The organism is Chitinivorax sp. B (genome assembly GCF_005503445.1).
GTDB lineage: Bacteria > Pseudomonadota > Gammaproteobacteria > Burkholderiales > SCOH01 > Chitinivorax.
Genome location: NZ_SCOH01000032.1, coordinates 1 through 17,458 on the forward strand (window position 1 = coordinate 1; position 17,458 = coordinate 17,458).

Annotated in this window: 13 protein-coding genes, 1 tRNA gene and 1 pseudogene; 5 read left to right on the top strand and 10 right to left on the bottom strand. The window is 53.8% G+C overall.

From position 1 onward, the window contains the following. Positions 1–73: 73 nt before the first annotated feature. From FFS57_RS17625 to FFS57_RS17645, 5 genes are all read right to left on the bottom strand, one after another. Entirely contained in the window at positions 74–478 is a 405-nt protein-coding gene (locus FFS57_RS17625) for a phage baseplate assembly protein V (RefSeq protein ID WP_502705924.1), read from the bottom strand. 190 nt (positions 479–668) lie between these two features. Next, a complete protein-coding gene (locus FFS57_RS17630; RefSeq protein ID WP_137939136.1) occupies positions 669–1,181 on the bottom strand; it encodes a DUF4823 domain-containing protein in 513 nt (170 codons plus the stop codon). Between the two features lie 88 nt (positions 1,182–1,269). Continuing rightward, positions 1,270–1,983 (bottom strand): hypothetical protein, encoded by a 714-nt coding sequence (locus tag FFS57_RS17635; protein ID WP_137939137.1) that lies wholly within the window; start codon positions 1,981–1,983, stop codon positions 1,270–1,272. A gap of 108 nt (positions 1,984–2,091) precedes the next feature. Then, the gene (locus FFS57_RS17640) at positions 2,092–2,421 is read right to left on the bottom strand and encodes a phage virion morphogenesis protein (RefSeq protein WP_137939138.1); all 330 of its coding nucleotides are present in this window, start codon (positions 2,419–2,421) and stop codon (positions 2,092–2,094) included. Between the two features lie 130 nt (positions 2,422–2,551). Further along, entirely contained in the window at positions 2,552–2,962 is a 411-nt protein-coding gene (locus tag FFS57_RS17645; protein ID WP_171014041.1) for a phage tail protein, read from the bottom strand. Between the two features lie 16 nt (positions 2,963–2,978). Here FFS57_RS17645 and FFS57_RS17650 point away from each other — a divergent pair, with 16 nt between their 5' ends. After that, positions 2,979–3,965, top strand: a complete 987-nt coding sequence (locus FFS57_RS17650; protein WP_171014042.1) for a hypothetical protein — start codon at positions 2,979–2,981, stop codon at positions 3,963–3,965. A 271-nt stretch (positions 3,966–4,236) separates the two neighbouring features. Further along, positions 4,237–4,641: pseudogene (locus tag FFS57_RS17655) on the top strand (phage portal protein); the annotation flags it as partial. A gap of 251 nt (positions 4,642–4,892) precedes the next feature. Here FFS57_RS17655 and FFS57_RS17660 read toward each other — a convergent pair. The 3 genes from FFS57_RS17660 to FFS57_RS17670 all read right to left on the bottom strand — a co-directional run bounded on the left by FFS57_RS17660 (position 4,893) and on the right by FFS57_RS17670 (position 7,575). After that, positions 4,893–5,318, bottom strand: a complete 426-nt coding sequence (locus FFS57_RS17660) for a hypothetical protein (protein WP_137939141.1) — start codon at positions 5,316–5,318, stop codon at positions 4,893–4,895. Between the two features lie 881 nt (positions 5,319–6,199). After that, positions 6,200–6,276 (bottom strand) — tRNA-Met (locus FFS57_RS17665). A 150-nt stretch (positions 6,277–6,426) separates the two neighbouring features. Further along, positions 6,427–7,575, bottom strand: coding sequence for a class I SAM-dependent methyltransferase (locus tag FFS57_RS17670; protein ID WP_137939142.1), 1,149 nt, complete (start codon positions 7,573–7,575; stop codon positions 6,427–6,429). 106 nt (positions 7,576–7,681) lie between these two features. Here FFS57_RS17670 and FFS57_RS17675 point away from each other — a divergent pair, with 106 nt between their 5' ends. The 3 genes from FFS57_RS17675 to FFS57_RS17685 all read left to right on the top strand — a co-directional run bounded on the left by FFS57_RS17675 (position 7,682) and on the right by FFS57_RS17685 (position 12,366). Continuing rightward, positions 7,682–8,422, top strand: coding sequence for a pteridine reductase (locus FFS57_RS17675; RefSeq protein WP_137939189.1), 741 nt, complete (start codon positions 7,682–7,684; stop codon positions 8,420–8,422). A gap of 464 nt (positions 8,423–8,886) precedes the next feature. Then, positions 8,887–11,544, top strand: a complete 2,658-nt coding sequence (locus FFS57_RS17680) for a DUF8508 domain-containing protein (protein ID WP_249384052.1) — start codon at positions 8,887–8,889, stop codon at positions 11,542–11,544. A gap of 198 nt (positions 11,545–11,742) precedes the next feature. Next, a complete protein-coding gene (locus FFS57_RS17685) occupies positions 11,743–12,366 on the top strand; it encodes an NF038129 family PEP-CTERM protein (RefSeq protein WP_137939144.1) in 624 nt (207 codons plus the stop codon). Positions 12,367–12,408: 42 nt separating this feature from the next. On the opposite strand, the gene FFS57_RS17690 is transcribed toward FFS57_RS17685, so the two are convergent. Both FFS57_RS17690 and FFS57_RS17695 read right to left on the bottom strand, forming a co-directional pair. Continuing rightward, positions 12,409–13,773: a DUF3999 domain-containing protein gene (locus FFS57_RS17690; protein WP_137939145.1), complete on the bottom strand. Its 1,365-nt coding sequence runs from the start codon at positions 13,771–13,773 to the stop codon at positions 12,409–12,411. Continuing rightward, positions 13,770–17,447 carry a DUF2339 domain-containing protein gene (locus FFS57_RS17695; RefSeq protein WP_249384053.1) on the bottom strand — a complete coding sequence of 1,226 codons (3,678 nt, stop codon included), beginning with the start codon at positions 17,445–17,447 and terminating at the stop codon, positions 13,770–13,772. Before FFS57_RS17695 ends, FFS57_RS17690 begins: the two co-directional genes overlap by 4 nt. Between the last annotated feature and the right edge of the window lie 11 nt (positions 17,448–17,458).

Sequence of the window (17,458 nt, forward strand, 5' to 3'; positions counted from 1 at the left end):
CGGACGCCATGAGATTGAAAGGAGGGTGCATGGTGCGAGGGATGCGGGATAAAGGGCGGTATGTTACCGCACGCTATGCGATTGGTATATTTATGGGAGCTGTCATATAGCGGTGGCCATCTGATTCAATAAGGCGTCGCCAACATGTAGCCGTTGGTGGCCAGTGCATCCCAATCACTCCCCTGGCCGACAAGGCGCCGCTGCCACGGTGGTAACGGATCACCGCACCATCGGGAAAGGCACAGAGCTGTTCATCGAGGCTATTAGACGGGCTGAGGTGTTGAGCAGAATACAAACCCAGCAACATTACCCCAGCAGCGGGTTCGCCGTTGGGGGACAGCAATAAGCATTGTTCGCCGACCGTGGGCGGCGACCAAGTGCGGGTAGTGCCAGCGCGCAGGGTCAACCAGGGCAGCCAGGTGGAGTGCAGGCCACCCGATTGCACCCGTACGCGGGGGCGGTTGGGCTTGAACAGAATGAATGGTGCCGAAGCGAATCAGCGATTCGAGACGGCGGGCAAGATCAGCGAAAGAGTCCATGCGGCGAGTGTGCCACAGGGGTTAGAGGGTGGAAATCAAAGCTGGTTGTGGGTAGGACTGGGACAACGGGATGGTGCTGATATGTTAACGACCAATACAAGGGATGTGACCATGGCGGACAGGTCAAACTCAATAGAGACCTTCAATATATTGTTTAATCGGCTCCGGCAAGAGATCTTGTGGATGATCACCACCGAAAGTCGCCCATTTGCTCTTGCCAGAGATCACGATGGAAGCGAGTTCCATATTGCTTCTCGAGTCAACGATGATCAGTTTAATCTCAACTCGGTCCGAGATACCGGACCATTCAGTGTTTCGGTCTTCCCAGTGCAAAATCTCGGGAATGACGAGGTATGTGAAGCTACCTTTGCCCTCTATCTGAAGGCACGGCAGGTCGGTGCAGTGCAAACTGACGACAACTCTGTCGGAGAATCTCGAAAACGCAGATCGAGCCGCAGCGGCAGTTTGTCGCCCGGAGGCTTGATACTCCTTCTCGCCGTAGGCGCCATTTTTCGGTGTTGCAATGAGTATGGGTTTGCCTCGCTCCAACTTAGTACTGGGCGATGTAACAACTTCGTGCTTGTAGGTGGATACGCATGCACACAAAGAGAGGCCAGCTAAAAACGGTATCAGATGACGCATATTTCACCAAACAGGTGCTGTCGAAGTTCCCGCATACGCGTCGGCCACGGAGCTGTACTTGCTGGCTGCCGGACTGAAGGGTTGGTTGTCATTGTGCAACATCGATCACTTGGGCGAACTGTGGCTTGTAGAGAAGAATGCGCTCAAATGGCGATTCGCCAATTCTTGCTCCAACGGGCCACCACAACTCCTGATCTTGTGCACTGTCCATGAAGTCAATCACCAACAACAGCCAATATACATCGCAAGGCAGATACGCTTTGGCCTTCTGGCTCTTCGCATTGACCACCTCATGAATGTGGTTAACCGATAACGGACAAGCGTCATAGCCCTGTACCAGCCGCCATGTCGGATCAAGGTACTCCGTGGCGTTGTAATAAACGCATCGCAATTGCGGAATATTCTTGAACAATTCTGGATGGACCCGCCCCGTAGCCATATTCTCGATTTGCTTGGCCAAGTTGGCTAGCGCGCGAGCCAAAGGTGCTTTTTCGAAGATAGGTTGGTTTGGCTCAAAGTCTACCGACAGTTCAATGCGCTTGCCCCCATCGGCCAAATATAACTTCTGAGCGCACGCCAGCGTTTTCTCTCGGTAAATGCGTTGCTTTTGTTCGCTCGTGGGTTCGTGACCGGGCGAGATGTACAAATTCGTAATCTCAATGCCAAGCGTTTTGTCGCCACGAATGATGACGTCGGGTTTGTCGGTATACTCTAACGCGCCCTCAGGCACCCGGTAATGCGCCTGAAATTGTTCGAAGTAGCGCTGCTCAATCTTCTGGTGGCTATTGCGTTTCATCTGCATGGATATCAGCCATAATCAGTTGCTTATTTCGTAATCTGCTTGCAATATTCAGTATCTGCAATATTTAATCAGACCGCAACAATGCGCTATGTATTAAATGTCGCATTTTTAAAGATGTCTTCTGATAAGTAGTTCGACTAACTGCTCATCCTGGTCAGTCAACCCCACCATGACCTTATCCGGACTGGTCTCAATCTTCAGGTATTTGGCGGTGCGCAACTTGGCAAACAGGCCATGTCGTAGCGTCCCTTTCCGCTGATACAGCTGTGGCTTACGCGGGGCATAGGGCGTGCCATCCGGGTTCAACTGCGCGGCAATCCGTTGTTGCTGGCTACGGCGTAGCTCGGGCGCAATCTGCCGCGCCAGCTTGTGCCGTTCGGCTGGTTTGAGCTTGGCCAACAGGCTGTGCAGTTCACTGTCCCAACGTAATTCAGCCATCGATCACCTGCCCATTGACAATGATCTGCAGCGGGTTGGGCAGCGGGCAGCATTCGCCCAGATCGGGTTCCGCTAGGTGAATCGCTTGCAGGGTTTCGCCTTGCTGTTTCACTTGCACCGGTTCCGACAGCTAAATCTGCAGCTTCAAGTCATAGCTGCTGTGATTGAGGATTTCCGCTTCAAACTGGATGGCTTCACGGGCGGTATCGGTGTTTTGCAATAATGACGGCTGATGCTGCCGTAACCATTGCAACACCGGCACCATCACCTGGTCAGTGTGTCCCGCGAAATCCAACAGCCCGACCGTGACCTGGTAACGATACTCAAACGAGGGGCTGCCCAGGCCGGCCGCGATCTGGTCCGATTCGATGACTTCACCAACTGGGTGGCAGGGCTTGATTGGATGAGCCTCGATTGCAATTACCCACTGCTCAGTTGCTACGCGGCGGTATGTGGTAGCAAGAGTGGTTCGCCAATCTATAAATGCAATATTCGGAATGTTGAAAATTTTCGATCGGATTTGATATAGTCTCGCCCCCATTTCATAAGTTAAAAAAATGAATTCCAAAATCCAAAAATTGAAGATGAGCCTGTTATTGAGCCTGGCTTTGCCAACGGCGGTGGTCGCAGCTGGCGCGAACGGTGACGCACGTATCCAGAAAATGGTTGGTCCACATATGCTTACCATTGTGACGACCGATCGTGTGGCGGGCGCAATTGACTCGATGACGTGGGGCGGCGTTGAATTTGTGAACAGTTCCGATCACGGTCGACAAATTCAATCATCAGCTTCTTTCTTGCCCTGCGGAGAAGCGTACAACCCAACTGAAGCTGGATCGGAGGTGGATGGCGTCGGTAATTACAGCAGTAGCAACCTATTGGCAATCAGTGCTGTGGATAATGTGCTGCGGACCAGTACACAAATGGCATACTGGCGGCGGGTCACTAGTGTGCTGAATTGTCCGAGCAATTTGCCGGCATTGTCCAATTTCAAGATGCACAAGGCCGTGACGGTTGGTAGCGGGCCATTCCCTCACGCGATCAAATATGAAACAACCTTTGAAATTCCCGGCGGTTTACCGTCTGCGATCAAGGCCAGTGACTGGTCCACGCTCGAAGTTGTGACGGGATACTTACCATCGACAGGATTTTCGGCAGATGATGCCTTCCTGTATACACCCAACACTGACCATCGGCTGCGTACGCCGATCGCATGGCGTCCCTGGCCGGAAGCAAATAGCCGCTACCAAGAATTCCAGACACCGGTGATTATGCCCAATCGCAGTGGCACTGCTGCACTCGGTATGTATTTCTTGCCTTCCACTAACGGCCCTTACTTAAAGTACCGGGTAACTGATTTTTCGGCTTCCGGTGTGGTTACCTGGACATTGCGGGTTGATGAGCCCCGACCATTTGCACACGTGGCTCAGGATCAACCGACACCGGCCTATACTCGGTCATATCGCGTGTATGTCATTGTGGGCTCAATAGAGAATGTGCAGACCACGATGGATCAAATGGCCAGCAATCCTGGGGCATTGTAATTTGATGGTAAGTCGAGTCATTATTCAACAATGGCTCATTTAGTTCATAGGGCGGCCATTAAGGGTGGTGGCCGCCTGTAAAAGGAGCCATTTTTCCTTGATATCACTCATGCTGTACTCCCTTCTGACATCGTGCGAACAGTGCCACCTGTGCCACGCACGCTTCCAGCGCTTGTCGATGGTCGATTAGGTTTTACGCCAACTGCCGGTTGGTGGTCGGTTGGTCGCTGGGTAACGGGTACGGTGTCACAGTTGGGCACACCTGCACCCGAACGGCAGCCATGCCGGCTTCATCCTGTACATGACCGATGCCGCGCAGAACCCGGCCGACGTGGATGCGCTGCGCACTGCCTTGAAAGACAGCAAAGGCCCTGGCAACTTCCGCAATCTGTTCATGTACGCGCCCAACGGCAAGAAAGACGGCATCCAGATCATGCCGATCAGCGAGGTAGCGGCCAAGGATGAGTTCTTCAACATCAAGAATGTCACGCGGGATGATGTATTGGCGGCGCACCGGGTACCACCGCAGCTGATGGGGATTGTGCCGAACAATACCGGTGGCTTTGGCGATGCCAGCAAGGCGGCGCAGGTGTTCTATGAGAATGAGATTGTGCCGTTGCAGGCACGGTTACAGGAGTTGAATGATTGGCTGGGGGAAACGGTGATCCAGTTCTGATCATATACGTTAGCGATGCTAGACGCCATCCGCCCAGGACGCTAGCCAATCGATTAGCAGCGGGTAGCACCGCTACCCCTTGTGACGTGCCCCAAGCCAGCCGCCCATCATCAATCCGGCCAACGACGAATAGATAATGACGGACAGGGAGGTTTCCCAATGCGGCTTGATCACAAAAATGCAAATGGTCCACGCCAGGACGGCAAATAGTAGGCACCCGCCCACGCCCAGCCCGATGATCCGCAACACCTTCACTTCCAATCCTCCAAGGCCGGGCAGTTGGTATAAAGCCCGGTATCACTGCCCCCGGCTTTCACCAGCGTTTCAACAAACGTGGCGCAATTGTGCGGTAGCACACCCCATAACCAATCTTGGCTGGCCAGCTCGTCAAACTTGCGCTGCATGGCGTCGGGCTTGGTGATCTTGATCGATTTGCGCTGCAGCTCCGTTTTGCGGTTCTCTTTCAGGCAACGTCGATAACCCGCCTCATCCATGTAATACGGGCGGTCATTGCCATCACCGGCAATATGGAAGTAGTGTCCACCCACACCACCTGCATTCAGGATGGCATGTCCGCAAGGATTCGGAAATGTGCCGCTGACGACGATGACTTGTGAATGGGTCCAGGGAAACAGTTTCGAGAAACACTGATAGAGATTGATACCTTCGTACGCCATGACCAACGATTTCCACGCAAAAAAAGCACAAGGATATGCAAACGTCACATCGCAACGCAACTAGATGCGGCAGGCGGCAACTAGCCTTGGCCAACCCCCAGCGCGCGCACCACGCCCGCACGCTAAAGGGGTGGCTTTTTATGCAGCTGCATGATTGCTCGGAAGGGCCGCCAGCTATAGGGCTTCCAACGTTTAATCACCCCGCAAAAGGCTTGCGAAATCATGCAGCCAAGCTCATGCAGTTGCATCCTCAGCGCGTCACTAGGGCAGGCTCCGATTCAAGCAGCAGGGGGAGGGTCAAAAAAAGGTAATATGGGTAATTCGCTCTGGAATTGTCATGTAAGTCATTGAAATTATTGGTTATGAAACATTACCTTGCTAGGGTAATTTTAGGTAATACAAAAGGTAATATTTTTATAAGCTATTGAATTTATTGGGTATGCTGAGATAGGCAAATGACCTCTTAAAAAGGTAATTTCATTACCTCAATATTACCTAAAAATTACCTTTTGCAATCCGTTTCAAGCTATTGATGTATATGGCTATTCTTGCTTTTTGAAAACTTGCATTACCAATATTACCTTTTTTTTAACCCCCACCGACTTGGCGAAATCTCCGCGCATGAGGTGCGCACGCACGTATACATCGTGTCTGTGATTCACATCATCACCGAAAGATATAGGCATGATTCAAACCTATAGAAAGCGGCTACTCATAGTTGAGTATCGTAAGAAGTGGCTTTGCTCGGAGCCAAACATAACGAAAAGCAGATGGCTAGGATGGGAATTTTTAGAAGGATAGAGGCGGGATTGTGAACAATGCAAAACGTTTTTGTGTAGCAAAACAAAAGGGGCTAGCTTGCGCTAACCCCTTGAAATGCTTGGTGGCGAATCAGGGACTCGAACCCCGGACCTGCGGATTATGATTCCGTCGCTCTAACCAACTGAGCTAATTCGCCGACATGAGCCGCGCATTATACGGATTCTTTTCTGCCTGTCAAACGTTCTGTGTAACTTTCTTTAATATTTTTGGCGGCTACGATACCAAGCCCATGGCCGATCTGCGCTTTGATAATACTATCCATATGATTGGCAAGATGTAATTGGTTTCACAGTGAGCGGCTTCGGTCGCCGTAGCTAAAGCCACTTGGGGTGTAGGACACGCCTTTACCCAGGCCGATGACTTTGAACAGTTCACCCATTTCTGCCGGACTGGTCAGTTTTTGTACGGCGTTGGTAATAGGGAGCCAGGTTTTTGGGACTGTTTGATCGCATTCCGCCAGAACGGATTGCAAGCCGCCGCCCAGCAAGAACATGGCCTGTGTCGTGTAACCGAGGAAATCCAGTCCATGGTCAACTGCGGTATGGGCGATGGCACTGAAGTCGACATGGACAGTGATGTCTTGCAAGCCAGGCAGAAAGAAGGGATCGCCATGGGCATGATGACGATAGTGGCACATCAGCGTACCTTGATCGCGTTGCGGGTGGTAATACTCGCTGGCGCCAAAGCCATAGTCGATGAGCAAGATGATGCCTTGTCGTAGATGGTCGGCCAGACTCTTGATAAAGCCGCGGTTGGTCAGGCTGATTTCAGTGAGATAAGGGGCTGATACATCCAGTGTTTCACAATGCGCGATCAGGCTTGGATGAGAGAGTGGTCTGTCTTCGAAGGCCAGTTGATCCTGCTGCCAGATTACACCACGTTCCAGCCAGCCACCTTCAGTGTGATGAACCAGCCGGGCGGGCATGGCATCCAGTACTTCATTGCCAAGTACCACGCCATTGAAGCTTTCGGGGATCTGATCTATCCATTCAACGTGTTTAAGCAGGTGCAGATCATGCTGAAAGGTTTGCCATTGGCGCTCTTTCAAGTCTGCAGATACATCCAGAATATAGTAGCGATCTGGTAACTGGCCGAGCGCAGCCAGCTCGCGCAGGATATCGAGGGCCAGTTTGCCGCTGCCGGCGCCGAATTCGAGCACATGACGAGCAGTATGCTGGAAAGCCTCAATCACTTGGCGGGCGAGTACGCGACCAAAGATAGGTGTCATTTCCGGCGCGGTGATGAAATCGCCAGCACCACCGAATTTGGCGCTACCGGCGGTGTAATAACCCAAGCCGGGGGCATACAGGGCATCTGCCATGTAATCGGCAAATGACAGCCAGCCATCATATTGATCGATATGATTGCGGATGTATGAAAGTAGATTTTGACTGTGCGCCAGTGCCTCTGCACTGGGCTTAGGTAGTGATGACATGGGTGTTATGCTACATTTGTTCGATTGGTGACTTGAGTTTACAGTGTGTTGATGTGGCCTGCGAGCAATGGGCCGGTTTGATTTGATGCATGTTGGGGAGATCGCGGTGCAAGGCAAGGTGGTGTTGGTGACAGGCGGTGCAAGACGGGTGGGGGCAGCGATTTGCCGCCAGCTTCATGCCGCTGGTGCGCAGATCATGGTGCATTACCGCAGTTCGACAGGCGATGCTCGCTCGCTGGTAGCTGAGCTGAACCTGAAACGTCCGAACTCGGCTGCGATGGTGCAGTGTGATCTATTGAATGTATCGGCGTTGCCGGCACTGGTGGCGCAAACGGTGGAATCGTTTGGCCGACTGGATGGGTTGGTGAACAATGCATCCAGCTTTTACTCAACTCCGGTGGGCGATATCACTGAAAAGGACTGGGATGACCTGCTGGGTTCAAACCTGAAGGCGCCATTGTTTTTGTCACAGGCCGCTGCAGCTGAATTGCGTAAACACCATGGCGCTATCGTGAATATTGTTGATATCCATGCCGAGCGGCCCATGCGTGGCCACATCGTCTATAACATTGCCAAGGCGGGGCTGGCCGGCCTGACGCGATCGCTGGCCCGAGACCTGGCACCGGATGTGCGGGTGAATGGTGTCTCCCCTGGCGCCAATATTTGGCCTGAAGGTGACTCGGTGTTTGACGAGGTTGCGAGGCAGCGTATTCTACATACCGTGCCGTTACGACGGGTGGGTGAACCTGATGATATTGCCCGTACCGTCAAGTTTTTGCTGCAGGATGGGGACTATATTACCGGCCAGATTATTGCCGTGGATGGTGGCAGGTCAATCAACCTTTAGTTTTGTCATTTCACCAGCTGTTATTTGCTAAATTCCATAACTATCATTCATTTTACTCATCAAATTGGTAGTCACTTCTGATTGCCACGTCTGAATTCCCGCCACAGCCATCAATTGAATTGATCAAGATGTAAGCGTGATATGTTTGGTCGCAAACACGCGTTACTGCATATGCTATTCCGCCAGACGGAAGAAATTCATGCATCGGTAATGAAATGACGCTGATAATCTATTTGAATAAAATAGCCAATAAAACAAGTTGTTGGTTTGGATTTCCCAGATGCTAGATTGATAATGGCAGATACTGTTTGCTTATTCTGAATATTTCAAATTGATGAAATCTTGCTGACGCAATATTGCAATCTCTGTACGCTATGCTGCCCAAATTTCCAAAACTATTATTTGTGGAATTTGGCATATAACAATCAGGGAAGAGATACATCATGCTATTGAGGATTTCACACGTGCCGCGCATCATCGCCTTATCGCTGCTGTTGATGGGTACCGCCCAAGCAGCGGGTTCCGTCGTTGTCAGTCAGGTTTATGGCGGTGGTGGTAATAGTGGTGCAACATTGCGCCATGATTTCATTGAACTGTTCAATCGTTCGACTGCGCCTGTCGATCTGACGGGATGGAGTGTGCAGTATGCCTCCAGTTCGGGTAGCACATGGCAGGCCACTGCACTGAGTGGTGTGTTGCAGCCAGGACAGTATTTGCTGGTACAGGAAGCTGCGGGCAGTGGTGGTAGCACCCCCCTGCCAACACCAGATGCCATCGGTACCATCAATATGTCGTCATCCAGCGGCAAAGTGGCACTGGTGAATACCACAAGCTTGCTCAACTGTGGAAGCAACTGCTTGCCGGATGCGCGTATTGTGGACTTTGTCGGTTTCGGCAGCGCCAATAGTGCAGAAGGTGGAGCAGCACCTGGGCTGAGCAACAGTAATGCTGCATTGCGTCGTGGTAACGGGTGTACTGATAGTGACAATAACGCGGCGGATTTTGCAGCCAATACGCCTATACCACGTAACCGAGCGGTTGTTGTTACGGCATGTAGTGATACTGGCGGCGGTAACGGTGGTGGCAATGGCAATACTGCGCGAATCAGAGATATTCAGGGTAAGGCACACTTGTCCCCAGTGAATGGCCAGTCGGCCAGCAACGTGCCGGGCGTGGTTACACTGGTGCTGAGCAATGGCTTCTTTATGCAAGACCCACAACCGGATAACGATGTAGCAACATCTGAAGGGATTTTTGTTTACACCAGCACTGCACCGACAGTACAGGTGGGCGACGCCGTGATGGTAAGTGGCAAGGTCGCAGAGTTTCGTGCGGGTGGTACATCTGGTACCAATAATCTGACTACAACCCAGTTGACTGGGGTGACTGTTAATCGTGTGTCCAGTGGCAATGCATTGCCTGCCGCAGTGGTTATCGGTGCTGGTGGCCGCATACCACCAGCAAAAGTGATTTACCAAGGCTCTGTGGGAGATATTGAAAGTGTAGGGACATTCAACCCGGCGATCAACGGCATTGATTTCTGGGAAAGCCTGGAAGGCATGCGGGTGCAATTGAACAATGCCGTGGCCAGCAGCCCATCCAACAAATATGGCGAAGTTACGTTGCTGGGTGATGGCGGGGCGTTTGCCAGTACCCGTACACCGCGTGGCGGCGTAATCATTTCGGCCGATGATTATAATCCGGAACGCCTGATCGCGCTGAATGGTACGGTGAAAGTGCCGAAGGCCAATGTGGGTGATCGTTTTGCACAGGCTGTGGGCGTGATCAATTACACCTTCGGGAACTTCAAGCTGCAACTCAGCGAGCTGAGCCCATTGATCAATGGGGGCTTGAAGCAGGAGCAAACCCGCAAACAGACTGCAGATGAACTGGCTATTGCATCATTCAACGTGGAAAACCTTGCACCTGCTGATCCACAAAGCAAGTTCGACCGATTGGCTACTCAAATGGTGAACAACCTCCAGGCACCGGATATTGTCGGTTTGATGGAGATTCAGGATAACAACGGTGCTACCAATGATTCGATCGTCGATGCAACCAACACCTATAACACCCTGATCGATGCGATCGTGCGTGCTGGTGGGCCGCGCTATCAGTTCCGGTCGATCAACCCGGTGGACGATCAGGACGGTGGGCAACCTGGTGGCAATATTCGTCAGGGCTTCCTGTTCAACCCGGCCCGCGTGTCATTTGTGGATCGTGCCGGCGGTACCGCAACCGCTGCGGTCAGTGTGGTGAAGCAGGGCGGGGTTGCTGCCTTGTCATTCAGCCCGGGGCGCATTGCGCCGACTGACCCTGCATTCCAGGCTAGTCGTAAACCCTTGGTAGGTGAGTTTCTGTTCAATGGCCAGAAACTGTTTGTGATGGCAAATCATTTGAACTCGAAGGGGGGGGATCAGGGCTTGTTTGGCCGCAACCAACCGCCGGTGCGCTCCAGTGAAGTGCAACGGAATCAACAGACCGCCATTCTGGCTGATTTCACTAAACAGTTGTTGGCGGTAGACCCGAAAGCCAATCTGGTGGTGCTGGGTGACTTGAATGACTTCGAATTTTCACCTGCAGTGGCCAAACTGAAGGCGGCGGGGCTGCATGATCTGGTGGAAAGTTTGCCTGCCGGGGAGCGCTATACCTACGTGTTTGAAGGCAATTCACAAGCGTTGGATCACATCATGGTCAGCCATAATCTGGCTAACAAAGCAGAATATGATGTGGTGCATACCAACAGCGAATTTGCAGATCAGACCAGTGATCATGATCCGGAGGTTGCCCGTATCAGGTTTGCACCACAATTGAATGACGTGACGGCACACCTGACGGTCGGTGCATCGGGTTTGAGCTTCAATCGTGCGACCAGCCAGTATCAAGGCACCATTACATTGACTGCTAAACAAGCACTGGCCTCACCACTGGGTGTGGCATTGCAAGGGCTACCTGCGGGCGTATCTCTGCTCAATGCAACCGGAAATGTGGCTGGGGTGCCTTATGTCAAGCTTGCGACCCCGCCTGCAGTTGGACAGATGATCAGCATCCCGGTGTTGTTCAGCAATTCCTCCAACATTCGTATTGGTTTCAACACCATTGTTTATAGTGGCCAGTTGTAAAGGTTGATAGCTGGGTGCTTAAAGCCGTTTCACCAAGTTTTATTAGCGGCTCTTAACGGCACCCGGCATGTCAGGCGGATTGGGTGGGCAAGTTATTGTCTGGGCTTGCCCTGAGACTTAGCCTTGCCAACTGCGGTATCGATGTCAAATGAATCGGGGCGGCTATGCCCCGATATCACGCGTTTTAAAGGAAATATTATGTTTGCACGCTTCAAACAACATGTGCTGGCCTGTTTGGCTGGGTTGGTAATGACGACGTCTGCCTGGGCTGGGCCGATGTATCACGTAACCATTGATACCCAATCGCTTTCATCCCAAACCGGTTTTATCGATATTGGCCTGATGGGATTGCTGGACTCCCCGTTGGCCCGGGTGGTGGTCAGCAAGTTACAGGGCGGGACGCAGACAGGTGTGGCAGACGTGATGGGTAACGTGCTGCCCACAGCAGATGGTTGGGCGTTGGTGAATGATGCCAATAGCGACCTGCTGTTGCCATGGCAGTTTGGCGCCCGGCTGAGTTTTGATGTGGCGCTGACCGGTGATTGGTTGACCGCAGCATCGGGAAGCGGTACCACTTTCGCGGTGAAATTGTTCGATCAGGCATTCAACAACGTGCTGACGACCGATACGGCTGGCGATTTGCTGCGACTGGAATTGATGGCGGGTGGCAATGTGGCCCCGGCGACGTTCACAAGCGACCAAGCTGGCAACCCGTCGGTGGTCAGCCTCTCGGTTCAGCAACTGCCGGTGCCGACCACCTTGTTATTGGGCCTGACCGTGTTGGGTGGCATGGCAGTCACACGCCGATATGTCCGCCGCTGAAATGGTGGCCTGATGGCAAAAAGCTGGCTTGCCATGGCAACGTCAGCTTTTGTTTTTGGGCTTGGTTCGGGTTAATTGCCAGACCATGCCACCTAATATGCCGACCCCCACCAGAAGCACCGCCCATAAGGCGGCACGTTTCCAGTCTATTTGTTCTGCCAAACCAAAAGCAGTTTGCTTTGTGGGCTCGGTAGTGTGCTGCATGGTGCCTAACACTGCCGAGTCAATCGCGGGTGCCTGCGAACTACCCCAGCCTGGCACCAAGGTGTTGATTGGCAGGGCGGTGGTTTTCAGACTGGGTTGGCCAATTTGTAGTTGATAGGGTGGGTTGCCACGTGCCAGGAAAATGACCTGATAGGCGGTGCTGCCGATACGAAGTGTGGGCGGTGTCTGGCCAAAACCACCGCTACGTTCATCGGCATGTATACGCAGGCTTCGTAACGGTTGGCCAGTCAGTGCAAGCTGTGTGTGGGTCCATTCGCTATTACCTTGTTGCACGCGGTAAACCACCCCGTTGGTCAGGGTGGCCCAAGGCTGTTTAGTGTCATATTTGCCCGCGATATGAACGGGTAACAGCGTGTTGGTCTGCGGCAACTGGATATCAAGCTGATCGATCACGATGGCGCGCGGTAGGTTGAGTGTCAGCTCATTCTGGGCACTTCGCGTGGCCTGCATCGGGGGGGACCAGACCGTTGGCGCTGGCTGCCAAGCCTGATCGCCATAGCGCAGGCTGACTTTGCTCAGGCTGGGGGCGTTGGCAGGTGCGCGCCACAACAGGCGTAAATAACGGGCTTTAGTACCATTCAGCTCGATGCGCTGTTGGCTGATTCGCTGGCCGTTGAACTCCAGGCGCGCCAGTTGGCCATCGGTTAGCGACCGCCAATGCTGCAGATCGTCACTTCCTTGAATCTCGATGCGCTGGAACCCTGTCACCGCGGCATCCCACTCGATATCCAGGCTGATCAATGGCGTATCGATTTTACTGGCATCCAGCAAATAGCCGATGATGGGTGCCGCCTTTGTTTCCTGAGACTGGCCCTGTTCAACCCGTACGATGGTACCGCTGGTGTTGCGTTCTACCTGGACGGTCAACGGCTCATTGGCGTTGCTGGCATCGCCATGCAGTGGAAAAGGAGTCAGCGAAGCGTGCAGTTGTTGCTGTTCATTGTGGCCACTCTGCCGAATCAGGCTAAACGGTATGTTTTCGCCTGAGGCATTGGTCATGCGCAGGTCGGCCAATGTCGGGTCATGTGCGGCCAACATGGCTTGCATCGGCAGGGTCAACCGATAGTAAGGGCCGTTGCCTTGCAATTGAATGGGCGCTTGGGCCTCAAACGTAGCGGGTGTCGCGTATGCACCACCGGCGATTAGCAGCATGGCCAGATTGCGGCAAGCCGATAACATCATGGGGTTTTGTCCTCTTTGACTTCGCTATCCGTTTTGGGTGGCAGCGGGGCGAAGTAACCAACAATCAACAGCAATACTCCCACCCCAATAAACGAAACGATTCGCGCCAGCCCGCCGCGGTTGCCCAGCTCGACCAGGAACAGCTTGCCGACCACGATGGCCGCCAGTGTGGCGCCTACCATCCACATTTGCCGCTGGGCGCGGGCATGGCCGGCGATCATCAGGCCCAGCGCCGCCAAACTCCACACCAGCGACAGGCTGGCTTGCACCAACATGGAAGCCATCAGCTCATCGAATTGGAACGGCACACCGGCTAGATGATGGGCGCCACGGAACACTGCGCAGGTCAACATCAACCACAACGAAAAACCCACCACCCATTGCCACTGGCTGGTTGGCAGGGAGGGTGACCATTCTTTGTTACGTGCCTGCAACCACATCACCACACTGGTCAATACCAATAACTGGCCGATTTCCAGTGGGTTGAGCAATGGCAGATAAGGTAAGGGGGCCGCCGCGCCTGCGCTGGCCAGATTGCTGAGCCAGAACCAGCCAAACATGACTGCTGCGACAGGCAATGCTGCTGTGTTACGATAGGTGTTTTCATATTGAGATATTGGCCAGAAACGGCCCAGGCGTTGTGATGTCGCCATCACCAGATAGGCCGCTGGCACCAATACGCCGCCAAGCCAGCGCCAGGCGGTATGGTGTTCACTCAGTTGCAGCAGCAGGAAGCGCATCTCGACCGACATGGTCAGTAGCCACAACCATAGCCCCCCCACATGCAACATCGTTGACAGTGACGATGGCAACAAGCTATCCAGTTTGCGCAAGGTATAGAAGTGCAAGCCAATCACCAGCCCCCAGCCTAACCAGCCCAAACTGGCCAATGGGTGATATTGGCCGGTATCGTTGACCGCAATCAGTAGGATCAGTGCAGAGGCTGGCACAATCAAAGCACACAGGGTTGCCATATCGCGCCATGACCAGCGCCGGGCCGCCCATTGCCATACCAGTGCAGTGCCTGCGAGCAGAATCAACAACAGGTGGCGGGTGGTGGCGCTGTCATGCAAGCGCCACAGCTCATTCACCCAAGCGTAAGCCCACCAGCCGGTGGCCCAGACCAACAGGATGGCACTGATTTCACGTAGGCCGGTGATAATGGCATTGGGCTTGGTTTGCTGGGCTTCCTGCCATAATCGCCATGCGCCTATATAGGCTGCCACGCCCAGTGTAATGGGCGCCCAGAAATCGATGTGGCCAAAAGCAGGCAATTCTGGATTCAATACCAAGCGGTCAAGGTGAGCCCACATCAATGCCGCACCACCCACAACTTGAAGTGCCAGGCCAAATACCAGCGACCAGCGCTGTTTCAACCACACACTCAGCCACACGATGCCCAAGCCACTGACTGCCCAGACTGCACTGGCTGTATTCCATGGTGTGACAAACAGCACGGCCATGTTAATGAATACCAGGCCGAACAACATGGAAAAACCCAAGGGTTTCATCACCAACGGGTCGACTTTGGCCACAGGATCGCGCATGGCCAGCACCAGGCCTGCGATGGTTGCAAGACCAAGCATGCCTGCAGCCACCACACCACGCCAACCGGAAGCCAGCACAGTGCCATCGGTGCCAGATTGCAGGTGACTCAGAAAGATAATGCCCGCCAATGCTTGAATCCCCAATGCTGCCGGTAACCAGCTGCGGTCTTGCAGCCTCAGGCCAGCATAGAGCGTAGCCAAACCCAGCAAGGCCCAGGCCATGGTGGCGCCTTGCGCGTCCAGCAACAAGGCGGGTACCAGATCCCAGGCGGCCAGGCCCATCAAAGCCAGCGGGCTGGTGTTCTCCCAACTGCGGTGCTGTTCGGCCGGTGTCTGGCGTAATTGCCAGTAGCTGAACAACCATGCGCCACCCAGCATGATGGCACCTAAGGTGGCTCCATCCAGCAGTGTGGTGGTGCCAACGTACAGGGTGGAAAGGTAAGCCAGGCTGGCCGCCAATTGCAGGCATAGCGCAAAGCCGCGTGCTACCGGCCGCTGTTGCCGTAGTCCTACCCAATAAATACCTGCGCCTTCTACCGCCCAGGCGGCCGAGGTCCAGCGTGCATCCAACCCAAGTGGAATGGCCAAGGTGCCAAAGATGACGCCTAGCGCCAGTAGAATTTCCATCAACAAGGCATGGCGCCATTGCGAACGATGGTGTAACACGCTGGCCAGGATCAGATAAGCCAGCCCCATGGCTAATGCGCTGAAGGCTGCACCGAATTCGAGGTGTCTGACCACGGCATACTGCAGGCCAAAACCGATCAGTGGCGTGCCGAACAGTATGGTGCCATCGACGTAATTGGCCTGCTTGGTGGACCAGGCAAGCAGGGCAGCACGGTCGGACGGGGCTTCTCCTGCATCCAGCAGGGTTCGGCGGGCAAATAGCAGGCCGATGGCCAGATACATGGCGAAGAACAGAATCAGGAAAGGCTCGGTACTGGCAAACAGTTCAGGCCGATAGCTGCGCAACCCCCAGGCACCACCAATACCGAACGTGCCGACGAACCCAACAAGATTTAACAGCCGCCATGCCTTGAACCATGCGATAGCAAAAATGCCGGTATTCAACAATGCGAAGTAACTGAACAGTGCCACATGATTGCCGCTACCAGTTGATGCCAGAATCGGGGCCGCAAAGCCACCCAACGTGCCTGCCACCGCCAAGCCCAGGGCATCCTGCAATATGGCCAGGATTGCGGCACAGATGGTAATGATGATCAGCAGTACAAAGCCGGTTTGAGGTGTCAGCAACGGGTGCAGACGCATGGCGGCGAACACGGTCAAGTACATGACGGCAACTCCGGCGCCCTGCATGGCCAATCCGTAGGCTGCCTGCTTCAGGCGTACCCGCCAGCCAATAACCAACAGCACGATGGCGGTGAAGGCGACACCCGCATAACGTAATTCAACAGGTACGACGACGCGCTCTGCCGCATATCGCAGCAGGAAGGCCAAGCCCAGAAACAGCAGCAGAATGCCGACACGCAATACGGTATTGCCACCAAACAACCATACCTGAAAAGCGGCAATGCGCGTCGATAGCCAGTCTGGCTCAGCCGATACGGGGTGCGTCGGTTGGGTAGTTCGGCGATATGCTGGTGCAACACTTGCCGGTTTGGATTCTGATTCAGCCTGTGCTTGAGGGGCTGTAGCAGTGGCCTGCTCAATGTCTGGCTGACTATCGGCCGGAGAGAGCGGAGTCAGTTCAATTTCAGGCTGTGGCGGGGTGGGTGGAGGTGACCCTTGTTCAGGTGGCACCGCTAGTATCGCCAATTCGTCAAATTGAAGCGGTTCAGGAACTGTAGCTGGTGCATCGACAGGTTGTTCGATGGCAATTGGTACGGCCACTACGGGTGCTGTTGGTGGGGCGGTGGTGGCCGGTTTCTCGATTTTGCTGAGACGGGTGTGGATATCCAGCGTGACCTGGTCGAAATGGCTGCGGAATTCGGCCAGGATGGCCATTTTGGCTTTGGCGTCGTCTTCCAGCGCTTGCAGACGTGATTTCAGGCTGATCAATCCGCCCAGCAGCCAACCAACAATGGCACCAAACACGCCGGCCTGAAATGACTCGAACATGGAGCCAGCGATGACGGCACCAATGATCATGAGCGTGAAACTTAGCAAAGGTGTCTCCA